This is a genomic window from Arthrobacter sp. HS15c (assembly GCF_040812005.1).
GTDB lineage: Bacteria > Actinomycetota > Actinomycetes > Actinomycetales > Micrococcaceae > Arthrobacter.
Genome location: NZ_JBFOHM010000014.1, coordinates 1 through 24,828 on the forward strand (window position 1 = coordinate 1; position 24,828 = coordinate 24,828).

Consider the following 24,828-nt stretch of genomic DNA (forward strand, 5'->3'; position numbering starts at 1 on the left):
GAAAACGACTCGCCAACACCTTCACCACCGACCGGCCGGCCACCTGAGTGAGGCGGCCCCTGGACCAAAAGCCAGGAGCCGCTCACCACTGCCTCTTGACAGCCGGACCTACATATCAGCGTTTCCGCGCCGGCCGCCGCGTCAGATGAAGCCCTTAACGCCGGAATGCCCGGACACGCCCCTGTGACGGGGCGGGGCCGGGCATCCTGGCGGATGTCCCTGCGGAGGATCAGAGCTCGGAGGCCGGAACTCCTACGCCGAGGATGATGGGCGCCTCGGCGGGCGCCTTCGCGCCCATGCCGGTTTTGGCCGGCTCGGGTGCCTTGGCAGCGTGGGAGTGGGTTCCGGCCGCTGACTGCGTTGCCTCGTGGTGCTCCACCGAGGTGGCGTTGGCCGCACCCTGGGCCCGGCTGGCGCTGCGGTTGCGGCGCGGCCTGCGGGTCCGGGACTGCTCCGCGGTGTGGTCAGAGTAGTCCTTCTCCTCCGCCGCAGCACCGGGCTGGGGAACAGAGATGGCCGGTGCGGCGGACTGCGGCGCTGCCTGGGAGGGTTCCGGCGCGGCGACGGCGGGTTCGCCGAGGTGCGCAAATGCTTCCGCCAGCCGGTCGAGCGTCAGGGCAGGTTGCTGCGGCTGGTCCGCCGCGTGCTCCACGAACGGCAGCGCCACCTGCTCGCCGCCGAAGGTGAGCACGGCAGCAGGACGTCCGGAGGCGTCAGCGTCGTGCTGCGCGGCGGCCGGGGTTGCGGGTGCCTGCTCCGGCGTTGTCCGTGCTGCGGGCGCAGCGGGGGCCGCAGCTCCGGCTGAAGCGGCGTGGGCTACCTCGTCGTCGTGCAGGTGCGCTGCGTGCGCTGCTGCGGCGATGTTGGCGAGGGCCGCCCTGGTGGCTTCAGCCTTGGCGTGCCGTTCGGCGTCGCTCGGGTCCGGGTGGACCGTGTGGATCTGGACCGGTGCGGACGGCGCGGTCTCCAGCGGGGCACCACCGCGTCCACGGCGACGCTTGCGGTCGTTGCGGCCGCCGGGCTGGGTGTCGGCCCGCTGGCTGTCCGGGCGCTGGTCAGGGCGCGGGGTTTCTGTCCGGTGGCTGTCCGCACGCTGCACGTGGTGCTCGGCAGCGACAGTGTTGGCGCGGCGGTGCTCCACAGGATCGTCATGGGTGACCACTCCGCGGCCGGCGCATGTTTCGCACTGCTCACCGAAGACCTCCAGGAGCCCGGTGCCCATGCGCTTGCGCGTCATCTGCACCAGACCCAGCGAAGTCACTTCGGCGACCTGGTGCTTGGTCCGGTCGCGGCCCAGGCATTCCACCATACGGCGCAGGACAAGGTCCCGGTTGGATTCAAGGACCATGTCGATGAAGTCGATGACGATAATGCCGCCGATGTCGCGGAGCCGGAGCTGCCGGACAACTTCTTCGGCCGCTTCCAGGTTGTTCTTGGTGACGGTTTCCTCGAGGTTGCCGCCGCTGCCGGTGAACTTGCCGGTGTTGACGTCCACCACGGTCATGGCTTCGGTGCGGTCGATCACCAGCGAACCGCCGGAGGGCAGGAAGACCTTGCGTTCGAGCGCCTTGTGGATCTGCTCGTCGATCCGCCAGGCGGCGAAGATGTCCTGGTCCTTGGTCCACTTTTCCAGGCGGCCCACCAGGTCCGGGGCAACGTACGTGACGTAGGCCTCGATGGTGTCCCAGGCCTCTTCACCGGAAACGATCAGCTTGGAGAAGTCCTCGTTGAAGACGTCGCGGACCACCTTGATGGTGAGGTCCGGTTCGCCGTACAGCAGTTCCGGGGCCAGGATCTTGGTGGACGTGGACTGGCTTTCGATGCCTTCCCACTGGGCCCGCAGCCGGTTGATGTCGTGGGTGAGCTCCTCTTCCGAGGCGCCTTCGGCAGCCGTGCGGACGATGACGCCGGCGTGCTCGGGCAGGCGGTCCTTGAGGATGCGCTTGAGCCGGTTGCGTTCGACGTCGGGCAGTTTCCGGGAGATGCCGGTCATGGAGCCGCCGGGCACGTAGACCAGGTAGCGGCCGGGAAGGGAGATCTGGCTGGTCAGGCGTGCGCCCTTGTGGCCCACGGGATCCTTGGTGACCTGGACCAGGACGGTATCGCCGGACTTCAGGGCGTTCTCGATGCGGCGCTGCTTGCCTTCGAGGTTGACGGCTTCCCAGTTAACCTCGCCGGCGTACAGGACGGCGTTGCGGCCGCGTCCGATGTCAACGAACGCCGCTTCCATGGACGGCAGGACATTCTGCACCTTGCCGAGGTAGACGTTGCCGATCAGGGAGTCCTGCTGCGTCTTGGACACAAAGTGTTCCGCCAGGACGCCGTCTTCGAGGACGGCGATCTGGATTCTGTCGTCGCGCTGGCGGACGATCATCTGGCGGTCCACGGATTCGCGGCGGGCCAGGAACTCTGCCTCGGTGATGACCGTGCGGCGGCGGCCGGTGTCGCGGGATTCGCGGCGGCGCTGCTTCTTGGCTTCGAGCCTGGTGGAGCCCTTGACGGACGTCACGCGGTTGTTGACCGGCGCTTCGGTTACGGCGCGGGGAGCCCGGACCCGGGTCACGGTGTTGGGGGGATCGTCGTCCCCGCCTCCGGTCAGTTCCAGGTCCTGGTCACCGCGGCGGCGCCGCCGGCGGCGGCGGGAGGTGACGCCTTCGTCTGCCGTTCCGGCTGACTCCTCGTCAGCGTCGTCAGTTTCGGTGTCGGCGCCTTCGCTGTCGCCGTCAAGTTCGCGGTCGCCGGTGCGGCTGCGCCCGCGGCGGCCACGGCTGCGGCGCCTGCGGCGGCCGTTGGCGTCGTCCTCGTCGCCGAGTTCGGCGTCATCCTCTTCCGGCTCCTCAGCCGCGGCGGCGGGTGCAGGGGCGGGGCGGACGACCGTGGTCAGGTCCGGAGCCTGGAACAGGACGGACGTTGCCGATCCCGGTTCCAGGAAAAGTGAGCCGAACGGGCTGGCGGGTGCGGCTTCGACCGGTGCCGGCTCGGGCGTGTCTGCGGATTCGGTGACGGCTGCGGCGTCCGGGACTGTGGTTTCGGCAGGTGTGGGGGCCGGGGTTTCCTCGGCGGGGGCTTCCGGCGCGGCCTCAACAGCTGCGGCGGCCTCCGGCGCTGCCTCCGACTCGGCGGCGACGTCGGGAGCCGACGTCTTGCGGGTTGCGACGCGGCGGCGGCGGACCGGCTTGGTCTCCGGTTCCGCTTCGGCGGGGGCTTCGGCCCCAGTGGTGGCGTTCGCGGGGGCAGCGGGCTCGATTGGCGCGGCACTGTCCCCGGCTCCGGCGTCCCCGGCCGTCCCGTCCGCGGCAAAGGCCGGCAGCGGCTCGGCGGCGTCGTCGACCTTCTTGCGGGCGCGGGTACGGCGGACAGGTGCTGCCGCCTCGGGAACAGGCGTTTCAGCTGCGGGTGCGGTGCCGGCGTCGGCCGCAGTCACTTCAGCGCCTGCGGTCTCCGGCTTCGGAGCGGCCTTCCGCCGGGTCCTGGTAGCCTTCTTGGGCGCGTCGGGCGCCTCGGCTGCCGCTTCATCGTTGTTAACGGCCAGTACTTGTTCATTTTCCATATGTGGCAACACTCCTGCCCCCGACGTACCGCCACATCCGGCACCCATTGGGGCATATATTTGTCAAAACCCGCAGGCGTTGACAGAAGTCAAGTGGATACTCCCAGGTTCGCACCGGCAGTGGGGTGCGGCAGCCCGTGGGAGCCGGCGGCTGCGTTCTGAAACCCGTTGTTCTACATGCCACAACCAGGTGCCGACCAATGGAATGGCGGGAAAGACGGATCAGAGAATCCGAAGCCTGCCAGCTCATCATTGGCGGTCTTGGGAACAAAGCCACCGGACCGGAGTCCGAATGTGGGTCGGCCTCCAGCCAAACTCATTCTCTCACATGCGGACTAAAAGGCGGCGGAAGCAGAGGCACGTGATCGCTGCGGGCCCGCAGTGGAGGCCTGGCTGGGCGCCGGATTCAGCCTGCGGCGTTACAATCGGGGCAAAGAGCACCCGATGATAGGACGCCTGAAACCATGCCCAGCATCTCGCCCGTCAGCGGCGCCGAAACCGGCAGCCCGGCATCCGCCCGGACAGCGGCGGCCACGGAGCCCCACGGGACTGTTCCCCCCATGACGCGCAACCGGCCACTCGGCTGGCTGATGGTTGTTACCGGCATCATCGGCTGGCTCGCGTCCGGAACCCTGGTCCTGGAAAAGCTTGAAGTCCTCAAGGACCCGAACCACACCACCGTCTGCGATGTTAACCCGTGGATTTCCTGCGGGCAGGTGATGCAGACCTGGCAAAGTTCAGTCTTCGGCTTTCCCAACATGTTTATCGGAATCGTGGCGTTCGCGGTAATCATCACGACGGGTATGGGGCTGCTGTCCGGCGCTGCGTTCTCGCGCTGGTACTGGGCCGGACTTCAGGCCGGCGTGACGCTGGGCTTCGCCTTTGTGGTGTGGCTGTGGTCCCAGGCCCTGTACGAGATCCACATCCTGTGCCCCTTCTGCATGATCGTGTGGGCTGCCATGATCCCGCTCTTCGTCTGGGTGACGGTCAGAAACGTCACCCACGGCGTCCTGCCCCTCCCGGCAGCGGCGGCCCGGGTACTGGGCGACTCGGGCTGGATCCTCACTGCGCTGCTTTACGTGGCAGTCATCGCCACGATCTTCTTCGCCTTCATCCAGGTGTTCGCGGGAACCTCAGGCTTCTAACCGGACACAAAAAAGCGCGAACTGGCAGATAATGCCCTCAAATTCGAGAGATTTGAGGGCATTATCTGCCAGTTCGCGCCTTAAGCGGTGGCGGGTCTAGTCCTGGAACCAGATCTTGATCTCGCGCTCAGCCGAGTCCACGGAATCCGAGCCGTGGACCAGGTTCTGCTGGACCTTCAGGCCCCAGTCGCGGCCGAAGTCGCCACGGATGGTGCCAGGGGCAGCCGTCGTGGGGTCCGTGGTACCGGCGAGGGAGCGGAAGCCTTCGATGACGCGGTGGCCTTCGAAGATCGCCGCCACCACAGGGCCGCTGAGCATAAACTCCACGAGGGGCTCGTAGAACGGCTTGCCAACGTGCTCCTCGTAGTGCTGCTCCAGGAGCTCGCGGCTGGCATCAACCTTCTTCAGCTCGGCGAGGGTGTAGCCCTTGGACTCGATGCGGCTCAGGATGGCGCCACTGAGGTTGCGGGCCACGCCGTCGGGCTTGATCAAAACTAGGGTGCGCTCAATGCTCACAGTTGCTCCAATGCGTTGGTGGGGTTTCGGGACAATTCTACGAGGATTCCGGATGCGCGGCGTTCCACTCGGCCTGCTCGCGTTCGCGCTGGGCGGCCTCGGAGTCGATCCTGATGCCGGTGCGGATGCCGTACCACCAGGCGAGGCCGAACAGCCCGCCCACGAGGAACATCATCGGTTCCACCAGTCCGGTCAGGATGAGCACGATCTGCAGGATCCAGCCGAGCCCCACGCCCCACGGCTTGGACAGCACGGCGCAGGCGAGGACCATCACCACACTCAGCGCGATGCCGACACCGAGGATCAACGCCGGCGGCAACTCGCCGCGCCGCAGGCCGAAGACCGCCAGCGTGGCAAAAAACACCACAAACGCCTCAAGCAGGAGGACGGTGTAGGCGAACATCACCTTGGTGGAGCGCCGCTTTTTGGGCATTCCCGGGCGCCATTCCCGCTGCGCCTTGGTCAGTTTGGCCATGGCCTACACCCCCGTCTTTCCGAGCAGGATCCGAGCTTCGGCCACCAGCGTGATGGAACCGGTTACCAAGACCCCGCCGGCGAGGTCATCGTTGGATTCGGCGCGTTCCACCGCCCATTCCAGGGCGTCGTCCAGCTTCTCCGCGATATGGATGTTGTCCTCCCCGAAGCCCATCTCAACGGCCAGTTCGGCGAGCTCGGCGGCGGGCACCGCACGCGGCGAGTTGGACTGCGTGAAGCAGTATTCCTGGGCAATGTCGCCCAGGGATTCCTTGAGCTGGCGCAGGATCTCTTCCGCGTCCTTCTCCTTCAGCACACCCACCACCGGCACCAGCTTGCTGAAGCTGAACGCCTCCTGGATGGCTTCGGCGGAGACCCGGATGCCGTCGGGGTTGTGGGCCGCGTCGACGATGATGGTGGGCGCGGTCCGGACAACTTCCAGCCGACCGGGCGAGGTGACGGACGCGAAGGCCTCCTGGAGCACCTCGGCGTCGAGCTCCTTTTCGCCGCCGAAGAAAGCCTCCAGCGCGGCAACGGCGACGGCGGCGTTCTGGGCCTGGTGGGCGCCGTGCAACGGCACCATCAGTTCCGGATACCGGCCGGCGAGCCCCTGGATGCTGACGATCTGGCCGCCAACGGCCACGGTCCGGGATTCGACGCCGAACTCCACGCCTTCGAAGCGGAACGGGACAGACACTTCCCGCGCCTTTTCCAGCAGGACCTGGGCCGCGTCCACGGGCTGGGCCGCGCTGACCAGGAATCCGCCGGGCTTGATGATGCCGGCCTTCTCGCGGGCGATGTCCTCCGTGGTGTCCCCCAGCAGGTCCGTGTGGTCCAGCGAGATGGGGGTGACCACGGAGACCTGTCCGTCGCCCACGTTCGTGGCGTCGGTGATGCCGCCGAGGCCCACCTCGATCACAGCAACGTTGACGGGCTGGTCGGCGAAGACCGCGAAGCCGAGGATCGTGAGGCACTCGAAGTACGTGAGCCGCGGCTCCCCCGCAGCGGTGAGTTCGTCGTCGACGATCTGCAGGTAGGGGCGGATCTCATCCCAGATGCGGACAAAGGTCTCGTCCGGCACCGGCGCCCCGTCGATGCTGATCCGTTCGGTGACCTTGGACAGGTGCGGGCTGGTGTAGCGCCCGGTGCTCAGTCCATGTGCGCGCAGCCCCGCCTCGATCATCCGGGCCGTAGACGTCTTGCCGTTGGTGCCGGTCACATGGATGATCGGAAACGCCTTGTTCGGCTCCCCCAGCACATCCATGGCCCGGAACAGCGGCGCCAGCCGGGGCTCCATCTTGTTCTCGGGTGCCCGGCCCAGCAGCTCGGCGTAGACGCTTTCCACGGAAAATTCGTCGGTCATGTCCTAGGCCTCTACTTTTTCAACGGTTACTTGCAGCTCAGTGTCGTCGCCGGAGGACCCGAGATCGAGTTCGACGGTCAGGGTTTCGGTCGTCAAGAGCTCCTCGTTGGCCCTGATGGCGTCGAATACATCCTTCGGGGCCCGGATGATGCTGCGGATCCGGTCGCTCACGTTCAGCCCGGCGTCCTTGCGCGCCTGCTGGACCGCGCGGACCATGTCGCGTGCGGCGCCTTCGGCTTCGAGCTCCGGGGTGACCTCGGTGTTGAGCACCACAAATCCGCCGCCCGGCAGCACTGCGGCCGCACGGGAACCGGCGCCTTCCGCGGCTTCGGCCACAACGGTTTCCAGGGTGTATTCCTGCGGTTCCAGCTCCAGGCCGCCGGCGGTGACCACACCGGCGTCGGACACCGACCAGTCGCCGGACTTGGAGCCCTTGATGGCCTGCTGCACGTTCTTGCCCAGGCGGGGACCCGCGGCCCGTGCATTGACCACGAGCTTCTGCTCGATGCCGAACTCCTCCGGGGAGGCGCTCTCGGCGTCGAGCATGCGGACCGAGCGGATGTTCAGTTCGTCGGCGACGACGGCGGCGAAGCCTTCCAGCGCATCCGCACCGGGTGCCACAACAGTCAGCTCCTGCAGCGGCAGGCGGACGCGCAGGTTGGCGGCCTTGCGCAGCGAGGAACCAGTTGAGCAGATCTGCTGCACACGGTCCATCGCCTCCACCAGTTCCGAGTTGGACGGGAACAGGTCAGCCTCGGGCCAGTCGGCCAGATGCACGGAGCGTCCGCCCGTCAGGCCGCGCCAGATCTCCTCGGACACCAGCGGCAGCAGCGACGCCGCCACGCGGGAGACGGTCTCGAGCGCGGTGTAGAGCGCGTCGAAGGCGTCGGCGTTCTCGTCGAAGAAGCGCTGGCGGCTGCGGCGGACGTACCAGTTGGTGAGCATGTCCAGGTAGCTGCGCAGTTCGTCGCAGGCACCGGAGATGTCGTAGCTGTCCAGCTGGGCTGTCATGTTGCGGACCAGGTCGCCGGTGTTGGCCAGCAGGTACTGGTCCAGGGTGTCGGCGTACCCGTCGTACCGGAGTTTCGCGTCATAGCCATTACCGCCGCCGGCTGCGTTCGTGTACAGCGTGAAAAAGCTGTACACGTTCCACAGCGGAAGGATGACCTGGCGGACGCCGTCGCGGATTCCCTGTTCGGTGACCACCAGGTTGCCGCCGCGCAGGATGGGGCTGGACATCAGGAACCAGCGCATGGCGTCGGAGCCGTCGCGGTCCAGGACCTCGGAGACGTCCGGGTAGTTGCGCAGGCTCTTGGACATCTTCTGCCCGTCCGAGCCCAGCACGATGCCGTGGCTAATGACGTTGCGGAAGGCCGGGCGGTCAAACAGCGCCGTGGACAGGATGTGCAGCATGTAGAACCAGCCGCGGGTCTGCCCGATGTACTCCACGATGAAGTCCGCCGGGTTGTGCGTGTCGAACCACGCCTCGTTCTGGAACGGGTAGTGCACCTGGCCGTAAGGCATGGAGCCGGAGTCGAACCAGACGTCCAGGACGTCCTCGACGCGGCGCATGACGGACTGGCCTTCTTCGGGGGTCCGGGGGTCGTCCGGGTTGGGGCGGGTGAGTTCGTCGATGAACGGGCGGTGCAGGTCAACCTGGCCGGCCTTGTTCAGCGGCAGGCGGCCGAAGTCGGCCTCGATCTCGGCCAGGGAGCCGTAGACGTCAGTGCGCGGAAATTCGGGGTCGCTGGACTGCCAGACGGGGATGGGGCTGCCCCAGTACCGGTTGCGGCTGATGGACCAATCGCGGGCGTTGGCCAGCCATTTGCCGAACTGGCCGTCCTTGACGTTGCCCGGGATCCAGTTGATCTCCTGGTTCAGTTCGGACATCCGGTCCTTGAACTTGGTGACCTCCACGTACCAGGACGACACTGCGCGGTAGATCAGCGGGTTGCGGCAGCGCCAGCAGTGCGGGTAGCTGTGCTCGTAGCTGGCCTGGCGGACCAGGCGGCCCTGGGCGCGGAGCACCTGGGTGATGGGCTTGTTCGCTTCGAAGACCTGCAGGCCGGCGATGTCGTGCAGGTCCCCATGCTTGAACAGGGGCAGGAACTTGGCGCCCTCGTCCACGGACAGCACCACGGGGATGCCGGCCTCTTCACAGACCTTCTGGTCATCCTCACCGTAGGCGGGCGCCTGGTGGACGATGCCGGTGCCGTCGGTGGTGGTGACATAGTCCGCCACGAGGATGCGCCAGGCGTTCTGGGTGCCGAACTTTTCGGTGTCGCTGAAGTCGTGCCACAGCGGCTGGTACTGCAGGCCCTCCAGCTCGGCCCCGGTGTGGGTGGACGTCACGGCGGCCTCGGCGGAATCCATGTCCTCGTAGCCCAGATCCTTGGCGTATGTGGCCAGCAGGTCAGCCGCCAGCAGGAAGCTTCCCGTGACGGGCGCGTCCGGCGAGGCGGCCTTGACGCCGTTGGGTCCGGCCGGCAGCACGGCGTAGGTGATGGAAGGCCCGACGGCGAGCGCCAAGTTGGTGGGCAGCGTCCAGGGCGTGGTGGTCCAGGCGAGCGCCTGCACACCGGCCAGCTGCCGTGACAGCCCGGACTCCCCTGCCGTGATGGGGAACGTCACGGTGACGGTCTGGTCCTGGCGGTTCTTGTAGACGTCGTCGTCCATGCGCAGCTCATGGTTGGACAGCGGCGTTTCGTCTTTCCAGCAGTACGGCAGCACGCGGTAGCCGTTGTAAGTCAGGCCCTTTTCGTGCAGCTGCTTGAACGCCCACAGGACCGACTCCATGTACTCGACGTTGAGGGTCTTGTAGTCGTTATCGAAGTCCACCCAGCGGGCCTGGCGGGTGACGTAGCTCTGCCACTCATCCGCGTACTTCATGACGGAGGCGCGGCAGGCATCGTTGAACTTGTCGATGCCCATGGCTTCGATCTGGGTTTTGTCCGTCATGCCCAGCTGCTTCATGGCTTCCAGCTCGGCCGGCAGGCCGTGGGTGTCCCAGCCGAAGCGGCGTTCCACGCGGCGGCCGCGCTGGGTCTGGTAGCGACCCACCAGGTCCTTGGCGTAACCGGTCAGAAGGTGGCCGTAATGCGGCAGCCCGTTGGCGAACGGCGGGCCGTCGTAGAACACGAACTCGTTACTGCCGGGCTGCCCTCCGGGGGCGTCGGCGCTGCGCTGGTCGATGCTGGCCTGGAACGTGCCGTCCTGGTCCCAGTACTTCAGGATGCGTTCTTCGATTTCCGGGAACTTCACGGAAGCGGAAACACCGGAGCCCGGTGCGGCCGAAGGGGAGGCTGAGGCTTTGGGGTAATACGTCATTCTCGACATCCTGGGTTGAGCTGGTGAACCGTCCAGCAGTTGCTGGCCGGTTCCGTTCAGGATGCGAGGACGGCTCTTGCGCAGTCCGGGACTGCACGCTTACCGCGGTACCACCTCACTTACCGGCACCGCACCACGCTCTCTCCGAGGAGGATCGTGCTGTTGCACCGGCCGCTCATTACTGCTGTGACGGGCTTACCCGTCCGGCTCTACTGACACTGGCCGCCAGGGGCCTGGCGAATGCGTGCGTTCTTCCGGAAGCTCACCGGTGATTGCCGGGTCGTAGCCATGTTCGAGTCTACTATCGCCGGGCCGCCTACCGCCATTCCCCGGCGCGAGCCGCTTTCAGGCCCGGGTCCGTTGGAAGTCCCGTGCCTGCCGCCAATAATGGGGGTATGCAAGAGGATGGCTCACACGGGCAGGGCAGGCGGCGCCTGGGCGCGGCGTGGTGCCTGGCCGCCGCGGCGCTTTTGTGCCTGCCGGGAGCCGGACTGGCGGTGCTCCGCCTTATCCCATGGGACATTGGCACTCCGTGGATCCAGCTCCTGTCCCTGTTTCCTGCCAGTGTGGTGGTCACAACGGCGGCTGCTGCGCTCGCTATCCTGGCTCTCTGCCTGGATTCCCGGCCCAGGCGGACAGTCGTTGCCGCAACGGTAACGGGCGTGATGCTGCTGCAGCTTGCCATGGTCCTACCCCGCGTCCTGCCCCAGGGAGGAGCGGTGGTGGCCCCGCAGGCCGCGCCGTCGTCGCCCGGCCGTTCCGTCCCGGGCCGTACAGTGACGGTCATGGCCCTCAACGTGGGACCCCCCGGCGTTGATGTGGAGGCTTTGCTGGCCGAGGTGCGCGCGAGGCGGGTGGACATCCTGGCCCTGCCGGAACTGACGCCCCCGACCCTTGAGGCGCTGGAGGGGGCCGGGGTGGCGTCCGACTTTCCCCACAGCGTCCTTGACGTTGACTGGGCCGGCACGGGAAGCGGGATCTTCTCGCGCTTCCCGCTGGACACCTTGGAACGCGTGCCTGGAAGCACCTTTTACCAGAGCAGGGCGGTGGCGGCCATTCCGGGCGTCCCCGGGGGCATCTACCTGACCGCGGTGCACATTGACTCCCCCCGGCCAGGGCACACACCGTACTGGCGACAGGAGTTGCGCCAGCTGGGTGGCCTTCGGCCTGCACTGCCGGGCCCGCCTTCAGCGCTCCTGCTGGGCGATTTCAACGCCAGCCAGGACCACCGCGAGTTCCGCGACCTCCTGGCCACCGGCCTCACCGACGCCGCCCAGGCTGCGGGTAAGGGCCTGGCGCCCACCTGGCCGGCCAACTCCCAGGTTCCGCCGTTTGTGGCACTTGACCATGTGCTGGTCACCCCGGGCATCGGCATCCTGGCCTTCGCCACTTTCACTGTTCACGGCACCGACCACACTGGCGTCGTGGCGGAACTGTCCCTTGACGGATAGGGCACAAACCCCGGGAACCGTCATGGCCTCGCCCTTTACCGGGACAGTTGCCTAGACTCAGGGCCATGACTGCTTCCGGCCACAAATACCTGGCAGCGGCTGGCCGCTGGCTGGCGCTCCTGGTAGCCACGCCGGTGCTGGCCCTGTCGGCGCTCCGGGCCGTTCCTGCGGAATGGCCGGTCCTGGCCGTCCAGCTGCTCTCCTTCACGCCGTGGCTGGCCGTGCCCGCCGCGGTGGCAATGGTGCTGGCACTGCTGGGCCGGAGCCGGTGGCTGCAGGTGTCCACGGCAGCCCTGCTGCTGTGCCAGGTGTTCTGGCTCTTTCCCTTTGATATTGCCAAGCCCGCCACAGCATCGGGCCCGGCAGCCACTGTGGAGCTCAAGGCCATGAACATCAATTCAGAGTTTGGCCAGGCGGATGCAGCCCGGATCGTGCAGCTGGTCAGGGAGAACGGCATCGGGTTGCTCACCATCCAGGAGCACTCGCAAGCGCTCCAAGACCGGCTGTCCGCGGAGGGCCTGGACAGATTGCTGCCGATACGGGACAGCGACCCCACGGACGACGCCGGGGGCTACGCCGTGTACTCCCGCTTTCCGCTGGAGCCGGTAGGCCTTGTCCCGGACACCCCGTTCAGGATCCCCACCGTCCGGCTGACCGCGGCGGCCAACGGTTCAACCGCTGTGCTGGAAGTGACCAACGTCCACGCACTCCCGCCGTTGGACGCCAGGGTGGACCAGTGGCGCAGTGACCTGGAGGCATTGGCCAGGGTCGCAGAACGTCCCGGCAACCGGCTGCTGATTGGGGATTTTAACGCCACGTATGACCACGCCGAGTTCCGGGAGCTCCTGGGCACCGGGCCGGGACTGGTGGATGTGGGGGCCGCCTCCGGTTCACGGCTGGTGCCCACCTGGCCCATGGAAGGACCGCAGTTGCCCGGGATCACCATCGACCATCTGGTGACCAGCCCGCAGGTTGGCAGCTCCGGCTACGAGGTCCACGCGGTGCCGGGAACGGACCACGCGGCTGTGCTTGCCACGTTGTCCGTCCCGGCCGGCTGACTGGCTGCGTCTTTTTCTTCCCGGTTCAGTTTTTCCGGATCAGTTTGTGAGTGGCGGCCTGCGCCACCGGGCGGATGACGATCTGGTCCAGGTTGACATGGTGCGGGGCGCTGACGGCATACCGCACCACGTCCGCCACGTCAGCCGCGGTCAGCGGCTTTTCCACACCCTGGTACACCTTGCTGGCCGCCTCGGGGTCGCCGAGCCGGTTCAGGGCGAACTCCTGGGTGCGGACCAGTCCGGGGGCCACTTCGATGACGCGGACATTGTGTTCGGCCTCTTCAAGCCGGAGCGCCCCGGTCATGGCATGCTGCGCGAACTTGGCGGCGTTGTAGCCGGCGCCGCCTTCGTAGGCCACGAGCCCGGCCGTGGACGTCAGGTTCAGGACGGTGCCTTCACCGGTGGCCCGGAGCATGGGCAGGAAGGCACGGGTGAGGTTCAGGGTGCCGAGGACATTCACGCGGTACATCCAGTCCCAGTCCTCGGTGTTGGCAGTGCCCACGAGGTCGGCACCCCGGGCGCCGCCGGCGATGTTGACCAGCGTGTCCACACCCCCGGCTTCGGTGACGCGGGCAAGGAGCCGGGCAACGTCGTCGTCCTCGGTGATGTCAGCGGGGATCCCGACGGCGCCGGTCTCCGCTTCCAGGGCGGCGAGGCGTTCGGCGCGGCGCGCCACGGCGAAAACCGTCCACCCTTCCGCTGTCAGGGCGCGGACGGTTGCTTCCCCGATCCCGGTGCTGGCCCCTGTTACTACTGCTGCCTTGGTGCGCGAATCTTCAGTCATGGCACCACCCTAACGGGCCTGGCCGGAGGCATGCGTGGAGCGATGTCGCCGGATGAAGTGGCGGCCATGAAACAATTGGCAGATGGCTGAAGACACTCAGGGTACAGACACGCCCTCCACCGCCCCTATCAACGTTCCGGACAAGCCCGCCCTCGAAGGGCTCGAAGCTGCCCTCACGCAGCGCTGGCTTGCCGAAGGGACCTACAAGTTCAACCCGGACACCTCCCGGGAGCAGGTCTACTCGATCGACACTCCCCCGCCCACCGCGTCGGGCTCGCTGCACGTGGGACACATGTTCTCCTTCACGCAGACGGACGTGCTGGCCCGCTATCAGCGCATGATCGGCAAAAACGTGTTCTACCCCATGGGCTGGGACGACAACGGGCTGCCCACCGAGCGCCGCGTGCAGAACTTCTACGGCGTCCGCTGCGACCCGGCCATCCCGTACGACGCCGGCTACCGCCCGCCCGCCCAGCCCGCCAAGAACCAGCGCGATTTCGACGTCGTCTCGCGCCGGAACTTCATCGAGCTGTGTGAAGAACTGGCCGTGGAGGACGAGAAGGTCTTCGAAAGCCTGTTCCAGCAGCTCGGACTTTCCGTGGACTGGCAGCTGACGTACCGGACCATCGACGACGCCTCCCGCGAAGTCTCCCAGCGCGCCTTCCTGGCCAACCTGGCAGCGGGCGACGCCTACATGGCCGAAGCCCCCACCCTGTGGGACGTCACCTTCCGGACGGCGGTGGCCCAGGCGGAACTGGAAGACCGCGAAGTGGCCGGTGCCTACTACCGCTACCCGTTCTTCACCGAAGACGGCGAAAAGATCTACATCGAGACCACCCGTCCCGAACTGCTGGCAGCCTGCGCCGCCCTGGTGGCAAACCCCGACGACGAGCGGTACCAGCCGCTGTTCGGCAAGAAGGTCACGTCCCCGGTCTTCGGCGTTGAGGTTGAGGTCAAGGCCCACCCGCTGGCCAAGGCGGACAAGGGTTCCGGCGTTGCCATGGTGTGCACCTTCGGTGACCTCACCGACGTCACCTGGTGGCGCGAACTCCAGCTGCCCACCCGTGCCATCGTGGGCCGGGACGGACGGATCATCGGCGACACCCCGGACTGGATCACCACCGACGCCGGCCGTGCCGCCTTCGAAGCCATCGCCGGCAAGACCGTCTTCAGCGCCAAGGAAGCAGTGGTGGAACTCCTCGCCGCCGATGACCTGATCGACGGCGAGCCGAAGAAGATCATGCACCCCGTGAACTTCTACGAAAAAGGCGACAAGCCGCTCGAGGTTGTCACGTCCCGGCAGTGGTACTACCGCAACGGCGGCCGCGACGAAGACCGCCGTGAACGCCTGATCGCGCGCGGCCACGAGATCGACTTCCACCCTGCGTTTATGCGCTCCCGCTTCGAGAACTGGATCTCGGGCCTGAACGGCGACTGGCTCGTCTCGCGCCAGCGCTTCTTCGGCGTGCCCATCCCCGTCTGGTACCCCCTGGACGCCGATGGCAACCCCGACTACGACGCCCCGATCGTGCCTTCGGATGAGCAGCTTCCGGTTGACCCCGCCGCAGACGCCGCCCCCGGCTACGAGGAAGCCCAGCGCGACGTGCCGGGCGGCTTCACCGGCGACGCCGACATCCTGGACACCTGGGCCACGTCGTCCCTGACCCCCCAGATTGTGGGCGGCTGGAGCCGGGACGAGGACCTCTTCGGCAAGGTGTTCCCGTTCGACCTGCGCCCCCAGGGCCACGACATCATCCGGACCTGGCTGTTCTCCTCGGTAGTGCAGGCCGATGCGCTGCAGCACGCGGCCCCGTGGAAGCACGCGGCCATCTCCGGCTGGATCCTGGACCCGGACCGGAAGAAGATGTCCAAGTCCAAGGGCAACGTGGTGGTTCCCACCGACGTGCTGGACGAATTCGGCTCGGATGCCGTCCGCTACTGGGCCACGTCCGCCAAGCTCGGCGCGGACACGGCCTATGAGATCGCGCAGATGAAGATCGGCCGCCGCCTGGCAATCAAGCTGCTCAACGCCTCCAAGTTCGTCCTGAACCTGGGCGCGACCGAGAACTCGGTGGTGTCCGGCGACCTCTCCGTGTTGACCAACCCCTTGGACCGCGCGGTGCTGGCACAGCTGGCCGACGTGGTGCGCCAGTCCACCAAGGCGTTCGAGAATTACGACTACGCCCGTGCCCTGCAGATCACGGAGAGCTTCTTCTGGCAGTTCACCGACGACTATGTGGAGCTGATCAAGGACCGCGCCTACGGTGCGGCCGGCGAGCAGGAGCAGGCTTCAGTGCTTGCCGCCCTCGCCACCAGCCTGGACACCCTGCTTCGGCTGTTTGCCCCGTTCCTGCCCTTCGCCACCGAAGAGGTCTGGGGCTGGTGGCGCAACGGGTCGGTGCACCGTGCACAATGGCCCACTGCCGTAGAGGTCGACGGCGACACCACGCTGCTCGCCACCGTGGGCACTGCCCTGAGCGGCGTCCGCAAGGCAAAGTCCGAGGCCAAGGTGAAGCAGCGCACCGAGGTGCTGTCCGCCACCATCACGGCATCGGAGTCTCTGACCACCCAGCTGAAGGCGGGGCTCGGGGACCTCAAGGCAGCATCGAACGCCCGCGAACTGACGCTGGTGGCCGGGGAAGGCGAACTGACCGTGAGTGACGTCGTCCTCGCGGCTCCTGAGGAGCCCGCGCAGGCCTGACCGGATCCGGGCCCGCTTCCGGGCGGGTCCGCTTCCGGGCCGGCCGGTTTTTGGGCAAAGGGGAAGCCCCATCAGCGTTTTGCCGTTGGTGGGGCTTCGACTTTTCGGCCATCTGGTGACGTCTTTGATGGTCTGGCAGGATCCGCTGATCTTCAGGTCTTCCTACCTCGTCACTGGTAGCTTGTATCCGGCTTTGCCGATGGCTGCGTCAGATACATATCACTGAATCTTTGGTTCCTGCGTCTCACTTCTTTCGAAGTGGGTAAAAACCATTCTGGTCCCGTAGGTGGGGATGCGCAAGAGCCCCGGAAGAACTACATCAGAGTAGTTCTTCCGGGGCTCTTTTCCTGCTTCCGGGAGGCGGGCTTCAGTCGAACTGGGGACGCTCGGTCCGGCTCCGCTTGATCTCGAAGAAATGTGGATAGGAAGCCAGCGCCACGGTGGCGTCCCACAGCTGACCGGCCTGCTCGTCCCGCGGGATCCGGGTCAGCACGGGGCCGAAAAAGGCCGTCCCGTTGAACGCCACCACGGGGGTGCCGACGTCCTGGCCCACCAGCGAGATGCCCTCCTCATGGCTGGCGCGCAGCTGGGGATCAAACTCATCCGAGGCGGCGGCGTCTGCCAGTCCGGCCGGGAGGCCGCATTCGGCCAGGGCCTTGCTGATGACGATGCCGAAGTCCTTCTGCCCGCCGTCGTGGATCTGGGTTCCCATGGCGTCGTACAGCGGCTTGATGACGTGGTCGCCGTGCTGTTCCTTGGCCGCGATGATGACTCGTACAGGGCCCCAGGCCTTGTCCATGGATTTCCGGTAGGCCGGTTCCAGGTCGCGGCCCTCGTTCAGGACCGCAAGGCTCATCACGTGCCAGACCGTCTTGATGTCGCGGACGGCCTCCACCTCGCCGATCCAGCGTGACGTGATCCACGCGAACGGGCACAGCGGATCGAACCAGAAGTCGGCCTGGTTGGTGGTGGTTTCAGTCATGCGGAAGTCCTCTGGGTTGTTCAACGTTTTCGGAGTGGGCGGCCAGTATTGTCAGGCTGATTTACGCCGTTTGGTCACGTGCGGAATCATGGTCGGTTCGGCCTTGCTGAGCACGACGTCGGCCGTGATCACCACGCTGGCGATGTCCTCGCGGCTGGGGAGGTCGAACATGACCGGGAGCAGCACTTCCTCCATGATGGCGCGCAGGCCGCGTGCGCCGGTGCCCCTTTCAAGGGCCTGTTCCGCGATGGCATTGAGGGCTTCCTGGTCGAAGACCAGTTCCACGCCGTCGATCTGGAACATTTTCTGGTACTGCTTGACCAGCGCGTTCTTGGGCGTGGAGAGGATCTGGATCAGGGCGTCACGGTCCAGGCTGGACACCGTGGTGATCACCGGGAGCCGCCCGATGAATTCCGGGATGAGACCGAATTTCAGGAGGTCCTCGGGCATCACTTCGCCGTAGGAGTCGACCTTGTTGCTGGCGTCGTTGAGCGGGGCCCCGAAGCCGATGCCCTTGCGGCCGGAGCGGGAACCGATGATTTCTTCCAGCCCGGCGAAGGCGCCGGCCACGATGAAGAGCACGTTGGTGGTGTCGATCTGGATGAATTCCTGGTGCGGGTGCTTGCGGCCGCCCTGGGGCGGTACGGAGGCGACCGTTCCTTCGAGGATCTTCAGGAGTGCCTGCTGGACGCCCTCGCCGGACACGTCCCGGGTGATGGAAGGGTTCTCGCTCTTCCGGGAGATCTTGTCGATCTCGTCGATGTAGATGATGCCCTGCTCGGCCTTCTTGACGTCGTAGTCCGCGGCCTGGATGAGCTTGAGGAGGATGTTCTCCACGTCCTCACCCACGTATCCGGCTTCGGTCAGCGCGGTGGCGTCAGCGACGGCGAAGGGGACATTGAGGCGGCGGGCGAGCGTCTGGGCGAGGTAGGTCTTGCCACAGCCGGTGGGGCCGATCAGGAGGATGTTGGACTTGGCGATTTCGACGTCGTCGTGGTGGCCGCCCTCGGCAAGGCTGCCGCTCTTGGGGGCGTGGCCTGCCTGGATCCGCTTGTAGTGGTTATAGACCGCGACGGCGAGGGAGCGCTTAGCCGGCTCCTGGCCAATGACGTATTCCTGCAGGAAGTCGAAGATTTCCCGGGGCTTGGGCAGTTCAAAACTTCCCAGATCGGCGACTTCCGCGAGCTCTTCCTCAATGATCTCGTTGCAGAGCTCAATGCATTCGTCGCAGATGTAGACACCGGGCCCGGCAATAAGCTTCCGTACCTGCTTCTGGCTCTTTCCGCAGAAAGAACACTTCAGCAGATCCGTGCTCTCGCCAATCCGAGCCATATGTGAACCCCTTAGTATCTTGCTGCCAGGCAGCTGTGCACCGTTGCTGGAATCTGGACCGGCCTGGGAGGGCCCGCCGTGACAACATCCACTCTAGGTCACATTCGGCCCCAAGGGTGGAAAGCGAAGGCCGGTGCGGCCCAAATGAACTGGACCGCACCGGCCTGGCGATAAGCCCTACTACCTGGTAATTGCCTGTGGCTTGATCTTGCGCGAATCCAGGACCTGGTCGATGAGGCCGTAATTCATGGCCTCCTCGGCGGTGAGGATCTTGTCGCGCTCGATGTCGTTGTTGACCTGTTCCGAGGTGCGGCCGGAGTGGTGGGCAAGCGTGTCCTCAAGCCAGGAGCGCATCCGCATGACTTCAGCGGCCTGGATTTCGAGGTCCGACGCCTGGCCGCCCTGCCCGCCGGACAGTGCCGGCTGGTGGATCAGGACGCGGGCGTTGGGCAGTGCCAGCCGCTTGCCGGGCGTGCCGGCTGCAAGCAGGACCGCGGCAGCGCTGGCGGCCTGTCCAAGGCAGACGGTCTGGATCTCAGGCCGGATGTACTGCATGGTGTCGTAGATCGCCGTCATGGCGGTGAAGGAACCGCCCGGGGAGTTGATGTACAGCGTGATGTCGCGGTCCGGGTCCGTTGACTCCAGGACCAGCAGCTGGGCCATGACGTCGTCGGCAGAGGCGTCATCCACCTGCACGCCGAGGAAGATGATGCGGTCCTCGAACAGCTTGGTGTAGGGGTCCTGGCGCTTGAAGCCATAGGGTGTGCGTTCCTCGAACTGGGGCAGGACGTAGCGGCTGGTCGGAAGGTTACCGGCAGTCGATCCGAAGTTGTAGGTCATTTTATTGCTCCTGATCTGGGTGTTCTAAGTGCCGGTTACGCTGAAGCCGACTCGCCGGACGTGCCGTTGGCGGTTCCGCCGCCACCGGACACGGACCCGGCGTGGGCCGCGATCTTGTCAAAGAAGCCGTACTCGAGGGCTTCCGGGGCAGTGAACCACTTGTCGCGGTCGTTGTCCTTGAGGATGGTTTCAACGCTCTGGCCGGTCTGCTCGGCAGTCAGCTCGGCCATGACCTTCTTCATGTGCAGGATCAGCTCGGCCTGGATCTTGATGTCCGAGGCGGTGCCGCCGATGCCGCCGGAGGGCTGGTGCATCAGGACGCGGGCGTTCGGGGTGGCGTACCGCTTGCCCTTGGTGCCGGAGGAGAGCAGGAACTGCCCCATGGAGGCTGCCAGGCCCGTGGCCACGGTGACAACGTCGTTCGGGATGAACTGCATGGTGTCGTAGATGGCCATGCCGGCGGTGACGGAGCCGCCGGGAGAGTTGATGTAAAGGTAGATGTCCTTTTCCGGGTTCTCGGCGGACAGGAGCAGCAGCTGCGAGCAGATCGCGTTGGCGTTGTCATCGCGCACCTCGGAGCCCAGCCAGATGATCCGCTCTTTCAGGAGGCGGTTGTAGATGTAGTTGTCCTGGGCTGCGGGATCGACTGTCGCCATCCGTGGGGCCTCTGCGTGCTGTGACATGTGTACTTACCTCTCGCTGGTGACGGTGACATCACTGAACTTCACTACTTGGACACTAACCGTTTTGACGGCCGATTTGTTCGCCCGAATCGCGCTGTTCGCTGACGGCGCACGAGCCGGAAACCGGCTGTTAAAGCGCCCAGCCCCCGGACCGGTAGGGTCCAGGGGCGGGCGGTGGAAATTAATGCCGTATTAGAACTTCACTGCAGCGGGATCGTCGTTCGCTGCGGCGTCGGCCGCGGCTTCGTCCGAAGCGGCTTCGGCTGCTTCTTCCTCAACGGCCGGAGCCTCTTCTTCGCCGCCGGGGCGGACGAAGTCGCTCAGGTCAACACTGTTGCCGGCGGAGTCGGTGACGGTCGCCTGGCCCAGCACAACGGCCAGTGCCTTGCGGCGGCGGACCTCGGAAACCATCATGGGGACCTGGCCGCTCTGATCGATGATCTGGGCGAACTGGTTCGGGTCCATGCCGTACTGGCTGGCGGTGGTGACGATGTAGTCGATCAGCTCGTTCTGGCTGACGTTGACTTCTTCCTTTTCGGCGATGGCGTCAAGGATGATCTCGTTCTGGAAGGCGCGGGCCGTGTTGGCCTTGACCTCGGCGCGGTGCTCCTCGGTGTCGTGTTCGCCTTCACCGTGGCCGCTGCCCTCCTTGAAGTGCGCTTCGAGCTGCTCTTCAACCACGGAGTCCGGAACCGGAACCTCAACGAGCTCCACAAGCTTGTCCAGGACCTTGTCGCGGGCCTCTACGCCCTGCTCGACAACCTTGGAGTCTGCAGCCTGCTTGGCCAGGTCTTCGCGGAGTTCAGCCAGGGTGTCGAACTCCGACGCCAGCTGGGCGAAGTCGTCGTTGGCTTCGGGGAGCTCGCGCTCCTTGACGGCCTTGACGACAACCTTGACCTGGGATGCTTCGCCGGCATGGTCGCCGCCCACCAGTGTGGTGTCGAAGATGGCGTCCTCGTCGGCGCTCAGGCCGGTGACTGCCTCGTCCAGGCCTTCGAGCATGGTTCCGGCGCCAACCTGGTAGGACAGTCCGGCAGCGGAGTCCACCTCGGCGCCGTCAACGGTCGCGGTGATGTCGATGGTCAGGAAGTCGCCATCGGCAGCCGGGCGGTCCACGGACTTCAGCGTGCCGAAGCGGCCACGGAGTTCGTCCAGGGCCTTGTCGACGTCCTCATCGGAGGATTCCGCAGCGGCAACCTCAACCTTGATGCCGGCGTAGTCAGGCAGCTCGATCTCAGGGCGGACGTCAACCTCGGCGTGGAACTTCAGTTCCCCGTCGGTGGAGGTGGGGTCCGGAACTTCGGTGATCTCAACCTCGGGGCGGCTCAGGGGGCGGATGCCCGATTCCTGCACAGCGGCCTGGTACCAGCCGTTGAGGCCTTCGTTGATGGCAGTCTCCAGGACGTAGCCGCGGCCAACGCGCTGGTCGATCAGCTTGGACGGGACTTTGCCCTTACGGAAGCCAGGGACCTGGATCTGCGAAGCAACAGTCTTGTATGCCTCGTCGATGCTGGGCTTCAATTCCTCAAAGGGGACCTCAACATTGAGCTTGACCCGCGTGGGGGTGAGGTTCTCGACAGCGCTCTTCACGGTCTAAGTACTCCTGGGTTTGTGGGATGGGTTTTCTGCAAATTCTTGTGTTCTGTCCAGGCCGTCCGGTCCGGGCCGCAGAGTCGGGGTGACAGGATTTGAACCTGCGACTTCCTGCTCCCAAAGCAGGTGCTCTAGCCAAGCTGAGCTACACCCCGTAAGTGCACAGGCAAGTCTACGTTCATACCGGCCGTGTTTGCACATTTGACACGTGGGGCATGAATTAGGTTTAGTTGTATCCGGCTTGATCAGCCAGCCCGAAAGACCGGCCGCTAACATTGTAAATGCTAGACGTGCTGTTCTCCCGGGGACGTAGCTTAATGGTAAAGCCTCAGTCTTCCAAACTGATTACGCGGGTTCGATTCCCGTCGTCCCCTCCACGCAAAAGCAGGGCCCCTCACCGAGGGGCCCTGCTTTTTTCTGGTCCGCGTTGCGGCTCTGTGCCGGTTGCGGCGGCTTACTGCTGGCAGCCGGGGCACCAGTACAGCTTCCGGCCGCCCAGCTCAGCCAACCCGACGGGAACGGCGCAGACCCTGCACGGCAGCCCCTGGCGCTTGTAGACGTAGCGCGCTTCGTCCCCGGCCGGCAGGGCGGCGCCTTCTCCCCAATACGACGCCGGAGTGGTGATGATCCTGCCGTCGCGGACGCCGTCGCCCATCACGGCCGCAGTGTCGTCCCAGAGCAGTTCCGCCGCGTCCCGGGGCAGGGAGCTTCCCGGCAGCAGCGGAGCGATCCGCTGGCGGAAGAGGACTTCGGCGCGGTAGACGTTTCCGACGCCGGCAATCACCTTCTGGTCCATCAGCAGCGCCGCGATGGGCGTCTTACGCGACCGGACGCCCGTCACAAAGCGTTCCCGGTCCGGCGGCAGGTTCCGCAGCGGATCCGGTCCCAGCCTGGCCAGGACAGCTGATGCTTCAGCCCCGGTAATGGCAGCACAGGTGGTGGCGCCGCGCAGGTCCGCCCAGCCGTGCCGGCCCACGAGCCGTACCCGGACAGCACCGACCGGCGCGGGCGGGCCGGCGTACGCAGCGGCGGTGCCGTCGTCGAACGTTTCCCGCTCGCCGACTTTCCGGGGGGCGCCGATGCTCGACGCACCCCGGAACGCGGCGTCGCCGCCGAAATCCCAGGCGCCGTAGAGTCCGAGGTGGACGTGGAGGACCAGCGCGTGGTCAAAATGCAGGAAAAGGTGTTTGCCGTGGGCCTGCGATTCGATCATCGTGTGGCCGTCCAGCAGGGCTGCACCCGCCGCGAACCGCCCCTGCGGGCTGCTCACGGCCAGCGTCTCACCCCCGAAAACGTCGTCGAACTGGCGCGCCAGCCGGCGTACCGAGTGGCCTTCGGGCACTACTCGATGACCTCGCCGGTGGTTTCGTAGGCGGCGATCTTGCCGATCCTGCGCACATGCCGTTCGTCGTTGCTGAAGGGTTCCGCCAGGAAGGCTTCGATCAGGGCGGTGGCTTCCTCGACGGTGTGCTGGCGGCCGCCGACGGCCACCACATTGGCGTCATTGTGCTCGCGGGCCAGGGTTGCGGTGGAATGGTTCCAGGCGAGGGCCGCGCGGACTCCCTTGACCTTGTTGGCGGCGATCTGCTCGCCGTTGCCGGACCCGCCCAGAACGATGCCCAGGGCGTGGATGCCCGCCTGCTGGTCGGCCACCACGGCGAGCGCAGCGTTGATGCAGAAGGACGGGTAGTCGTCCAGCGCGTCGTACTCCTTGGGACCGTGGTCCACCACGTCGTAGCCCTTGGCCGAGAGGTGGCTGACGAGGTGGGCGCTGAGTTCCATGCCTGCGTGGTCAGTGGCGATGTGTACCCGCGGGAAGGCAGGGGAAGAAGTCACGACAGTATCCGTTCGGTTTTGGGGGGGCCGGCGGGCTGGCCCGGCCGGGTCAGGGCAACAGGAACAAGAATACTAGGAGTCCTGCTCCACGCCTGAGGCGCCGCCGTGCGCGCGTGCTGCCACCCGGGTCAGGACTTCGGCCAGGCGGGCGGCCGACGCCGGGCTGCCGCCGCTTACGGCGAGACTGTGGCCGTCGGTTTTCCGGACGACGACGGCGGGGCCGCTGCTGACCAGCATCGCTGCGGTGCCGCTGTGGTTCCGGTAGCCCCACCCGCCATAGTCAGCCGCCTTCACGTCCGAGGCGCTGGCCGCCGAGATAGCGGCTGCCGGTACGTCCATTACCGGCAGAACCCCCGCCACAAGTACGCGCAGGCCGCTGCGGTCGGCCTTGACCCTGGCGCAGAGGAACGCCGCGGCCACTACGGCCAGGGCAGCCAGGAACGCCCCCAGCCACGGCAGGGCAATAACGATCAGGGCCGCGGGAAACAGCACGGCCACCGTGATCATCACGAACACCGAACTGCGGGCATGGACCCAGAGCCGGATCGTGTCGCGCGCCAGGTCCGGGTCCAGCTCCCTGGCGATGGCCAGCTCGAAGGCCCTGTCGTCATCCGGGGACCACCGCCGGTCAGCCTTGAAAACGAAGCCCATGATCACGCCCAGCGAGAGTGCCGCCCCGCTTCCGAGCGCAAGGACTGTCAGGTCCACGCGGGACTCCCGCGCGTCAGCCAGCCCGGACTGTCCTACCAGCCCGGCGGCCAGGACGCTGGTGACAAAGAGGCTCAGGAACAGCCCGGCCCCCATCATGATCCTGCGCATCACCACGGGGCGGGAGACCGGCACGGCCTGCGACAGGACCAGCCAGCCGGCCGCCACGATACTAAGCGCCCCACCCCACGCGTAGGCGGCAAACGGGGCGAAGGAGGCGCCGCCGTCGTCCGTCCAGCTCACAGCCAGCGGTTCCGGAAGGCTGGGCCTGAGCAGATGGGCGCAGAATACAAACGCCCCGGCGAGCACCACGGGAAAACCCACCGCGAACCGAAGCGCTTTGGCGTCCACCGCATCCCTGAACTTGCCCATGCCTTAACGCTACTCCCGCGGTGCCACGTTGTGATCTGCGTCAACTTGCCAACAGCCCAAGAAGTGAAAGAATGACTTCACAGTGCCGGCGCAGGCTACTCCCCCGCCGGCAA

Annotated in this window: 18 protein-coding genes and 2 tRNA genes; 5 read left to right on the forward strand and 15 right to left on the reverse strand. The window is 66.2% G+C overall.

Annotated elements, in window-relative coordinates; genetic code table 11:
* Nucleotides 1-229: 229 nt before the first annotated feature.
* Nucleotides 230-3,550 carry an Rne/Rng family ribonuclease gene (locus ABV518_RS20905; RefSeq protein WP_367771102.1) on the reverse strand — a complete coding sequence of 1,107 codons (3,321 nt, stop codon included), beginning with the start codon at nucleotides 3,548-3,550 and terminating at the stop codon, nucleotides 230-232.
* 464 nt (nucleotides 3,551-4,014) lie between these two features.
* On the opposite strand from ABV518_RS20905, the gene ABV518_RS20910 reads away from it, so the two are divergent.
* Nucleotides 4,015-4,695 carry a vitamin K epoxide reductase family protein gene (locus ABV518_RS20910; protein WP_367771105.1) on the forward strand — a complete coding sequence of 227 codons (681 nt, stop codon included), beginning with the start codon at nucleotides 4,015-4,017 and terminating at the stop codon, nucleotides 4,693-4,695.
* Nucleotides 4,696-4,791: 96 nt separating this feature from the next.
* On the opposite strand, the gene ndk is transcribed toward ABV518_RS20910, so the two are convergent.
* Genes ndk through ileS form a run of 4 tightly spaced genes read right to left on the reverse strand, consistent with a single transcriptional unit; the run spans nucleotide 4,792 to nucleotide 10,375 of the window.
* Entirely contained in the window at nucleotides 4,792-5,211 is a 420-nt protein-coding gene (gene ndk / locus ABV518_RS20915; protein ID WP_131133190.1) for a nucleoside-diphosphate kinase, read from the reverse strand.
* 37 nt (nucleotides 5,212-5,248) lie between these two features.
* A complete protein-coding gene (locus ABV518_RS20920) occupies nucleotides 5,249-5,686 on the reverse strand; it encodes a DUF4233 domain-containing protein (RefSeq protein WP_367771109.1) in 438 nt (145 codons plus the stop codon).
* Between the two features lie 3 nt (nucleotides 5,687-5,689).
* Nucleotides 5,690-7,048: a folylpolyglutamate synthase/dihydrofolate synthase family protein gene (locus tag ABV518_RS20925; protein WP_367771112.1), complete on the reverse strand. Its 1,359-nt coding sequence runs from the start codon at nucleotides 7,046-7,048 to the stop codon at nucleotides 5,690-5,692.
* Between the two features lie 3 nt (nucleotides 7,049-7,051).
* Complete coding sequence (gene ileS / locus ABV518_RS20930; RefSeq protein WP_367771115.1) at nucleotides 7,052-10,375, reverse strand: isoleucine--tRNA ligase; 3,324 nt, start codon at nucleotides 10,373-10,375, stop codon at nucleotides 7,052-7,054.
* Nucleotides 10,376-10,770: 395 nt separating this feature from the next.
* Here ileS and ABV518_RS20935 point away from each other — a divergent pair, with 395 nt between their 5' ends.
* The gene (locus ABV518_RS20935) at nucleotides 10,771-11,826 is read left to right on the forward strand and encodes an endonuclease/exonuclease/phosphatase family protein (RefSeq protein WP_367771118.1); all 1,056 of its coding nucleotides are present in this window, start codon (nucleotides 10,771-10,773) and stop codon (nucleotides 11,824-11,826) included.
* A 65-nt stretch (nucleotides 11,827-11,891) separates the two neighbouring features.
* The gene (locus ABV518_RS20940) at nucleotides 11,892-12,884 is read left to right on the forward strand and encodes an endonuclease/exonuclease/phosphatase family protein (protein ID WP_367771121.1); all 993 of its coding nucleotides are present in this window, start codon (nucleotides 11,892-11,894) and stop codon (nucleotides 12,882-12,884) included.
* Between the two features lie 25 nt (nucleotides 12,885-12,909).
* On the opposite strand, the gene ABV518_RS20945 is transcribed toward ABV518_RS20940, so the two are convergent.
* Entirely contained in the window at nucleotides 12,910-13,668 is a 759-nt protein-coding gene (locus ABV518_RS20945; protein WP_367771124.1) for an SDR family oxidoreductase, read from the reverse strand.
* An 82-nt stretch (nucleotides 13,669-13,750) separates the two neighbouring features.
* On the opposite strand from ABV518_RS20945, the gene valS reads away from it, so the two are divergent.
* A complete protein-coding gene (valS, locus tag ABV518_RS20950) occupies nucleotides 13,751-16,369 on the forward strand; it encodes a valine--tRNA ligase (protein ID WP_367771127.1) in 2,619 nt (872 codons plus the stop codon).
* Between the two features lie 367 nt (nucleotides 16,370-16,736).
* On the opposite strand, the gene ABV518_RS20955 is transcribed toward valS, so the two are convergent.
* The 6 genes from ABV518_RS20955 to ABV518_RS20980 all read right to left on the reverse strand — a co-directional run bounded on the left by ABV518_RS20955 (nucleotide 16,737) and on the right by ABV518_RS20980 (nucleotide 21,954).
* Nucleotides 16,737-17,351, reverse strand: coding sequence for a DsbA family protein (locus tag ABV518_RS20955; RefSeq protein WP_367771131.1), 615 nt, complete (start codon nucleotides 17,349-17,351; stop codon nucleotides 16,737-16,739).
* 51 nt (nucleotides 17,352-17,402) lie between these two features.
* Nucleotides 17,403-18,683: an ATP-dependent Clp protease ATP-binding subunit ClpX gene (gene clpX, locus ABV518_RS20960; RefSeq protein WP_367771134.1), complete on the reverse strand. Its 1,281-nt coding sequence runs from the start codon at nucleotides 18,681-18,683 to the stop codon at nucleotides 17,403-17,405.
* Between the two features lie 180 nt (nucleotides 18,684-18,863).
* Nucleotides 18,864-19,523, reverse strand: a complete 660-nt coding sequence (locus ABV518_RS20965; RefSeq protein ID WP_267275380.1) for an ATP-dependent Clp protease proteolytic subunit — start codon at nucleotides 19,521-19,523, stop codon at nucleotides 18,864-18,866.
* Nucleotides 19,524-19,558: 35 nt separating this feature from the next.
* The gene (locus ABV518_RS20970) at nucleotides 19,559-20,179 is read right to left on the reverse strand and encodes an ATP-dependent Clp protease proteolytic subunit (RefSeq protein ID WP_310164274.1); all 621 of its coding nucleotides are present in this window, start codon (nucleotides 20,177-20,179) and stop codon (nucleotides 19,559-19,561) included.
* 219 nt (nucleotides 20,180-20,398) lie between these two features.
* A complete protein-coding gene (tig, locus tag ABV518_RS20975) occupies nucleotides 20,399-21,796 on the reverse strand; it encodes a trigger factor (protein ID WP_367771137.1) in 1,398 nt (465 codons plus the stop codon).
* 83 nt (nucleotides 21,797-21,879) lie between these two features.
* A tRNA-Pro gene (locus tag ABV518_RS20980) sits at nucleotides 21,880-21,954 on the reverse strand.
* Nucleotides 21,955-22,102: 148 nt separating this feature from the next.
* On the opposite strand from ABV518_RS20980, the gene ABV518_RS20985 reads away from it, so the two are divergent.
* Nucleotides 22,103-22,176: transfer RNA gene (locus tag ABV518_RS20985), tRNA-Gly, on the forward strand.
* Between the two features lie 77 nt (nucleotides 22,177-22,253).
* On the opposite strand, the gene ABV518_RS20990 is transcribed toward ABV518_RS20985, so the two are convergent.
* The 3 genes from ABV518_RS20990 to ABV518_RS21000 all read right to left on the reverse strand — a co-directional run bounded on the left by ABV518_RS20990 (nucleotide 22,254) and on the right by ABV518_RS21000 (nucleotide 24,715).
* Complete coding sequence (locus ABV518_RS20990; protein ID WP_367771140.1) at nucleotides 22,254-23,141, reverse strand: Fpg/Nei family DNA glycosylase; 888 nt, start codon at nucleotides 23,139-23,141, stop codon at nucleotides 22,254-22,256.
* On the reverse strand, nucleotides 23,141-23,635 hold the full coding sequence (locus tag ABV518_RS20995; protein ID WP_367771143.1) for a ribose-5-phosphate isomerase: 495 nt from the start codon (nucleotides 23,633-23,635) through the stop codon (nucleotides 23,141-23,143). Before ABV518_RS20995 ends, ABV518_RS20990 begins: the two co-directional genes overlap by 1 nt.
* Before the next feature lie 72 nt (nucleotides 23,636-23,707).
* The gene (locus tag ABV518_RS21000) at nucleotides 23,708-24,715 is read right to left on the reverse strand and encodes a hypothetical protein (RefSeq protein WP_367771146.1); all 1,008 of its coding nucleotides are present in this window, start codon (nucleotides 24,713-24,715) and stop codon (nucleotides 23,708-23,710) included.
* Nucleotides 24,716-24,828 lie beyond the last annotated feature (113 nt).

What these genes read in the sequence shown, in the direction of transcription:
- clpX (WP_367771134.1), bottom strand. Translation starts at nt 18,683, where the DNA reads ATGGCTCGGATTGGCGAGAGCACGGATCTGCTGAAGTGTTCTTTCTGC.
- valS (WP_367771127.1), top strand. Translation starts at nt 13,751, where the DNA reads ATGGCTGAAGACACTCAGGGTACAGACACGCCCTCCACCGCCCCTATC.
- ABV518_RS20905 (WP_367771102.1), bottom strand. Translation starts at nt 3,550, where the DNA reads ATGGAAAATGAACAAGTACTGGCCGTTAACAACGATGAAGCGGCAGCC.
- ABV518_RS20910 (WP_367771105.1), top strand. Translation starts at nt 4,015, where the DNA reads ATGCCCAGCATCTCGCCCGTCAGCGGCGCCGAAACCGGCAGCCCGGCA.
- ABV518_RS20970 (WP_310164274.1), bottom strand. Translation starts at nt 20,179, where the DNA reads ATGGCGACAGTCGATCCCGCAGCCCAGGACAACTACATCTACAACCGC.
- ABV518_RS21000 (WP_367771146.1), bottom strand. Translation starts at nt 24,715, where the DNA reads ATGGGCAAGTTCAGGGATGCGGTGGACGCCAAAGCGCTTCGGTTCGCG.
- ABV518_RS20965 (WP_267275380.1), bottom strand. Translation starts at nt 19,523, where the DNA reads ATGACCTACAACTTCGGATCGACTGCCGGTAACCTTCCGACCAGCCGC.
- ABV518_RS20935 (WP_367771118.1), top strand. Translation starts at nt 10,771, where the DNA reads ATGCAAGAGGATGGCTCACACGGGCAGGGCAGGCGGCGCCTGGGCGCG.
- ABV518_RS20920 (WP_367771109.1), bottom strand. Translation starts at nt 5,686, where the DNA reads ATGGCCAAACTGACCAAGGCGCAGCGGGAATGGCGCCCGGGAATGCCC.
- ABV518_RS20955 (WP_367771131.1), bottom strand. Translation starts at nt 17,351, where the DNA reads ATGACTGAAACCACCACCAACCAGGCCGACTTCTGGTTCGATCCGCTG.
- ileS (WP_367771115.1), bottom strand. Translation starts at nt 10,375, where the DNA reads ATGACGTATTACCCCAAAGCCTCAGCCTCCCCTTCGGCCGCACCGGGC.
- ABV518_RS20945 (WP_367771124.1), bottom strand. Translation starts at nt 13,668, where the DNA reads ATGACTGAAGATTCGCGCACCAAGGCAGCAGTAGTAACAGGGGCCAGC.
- ABV518_RS20925 (WP_367771112.1), bottom strand. Translation starts at nt 7,048, where the DNA reads ATGACCGACGAATTTTCCGTGGAAAGCGTCTACGCCGAGCTGCTGGGC.
- ABV518_RS20940 (WP_367771121.1), top strand. Translation starts at nt 11,892, where the DNA reads ATGACTGCTTCCGGCCACAAATACCTGGCAGCGGCTGGCCGCTGGCTG.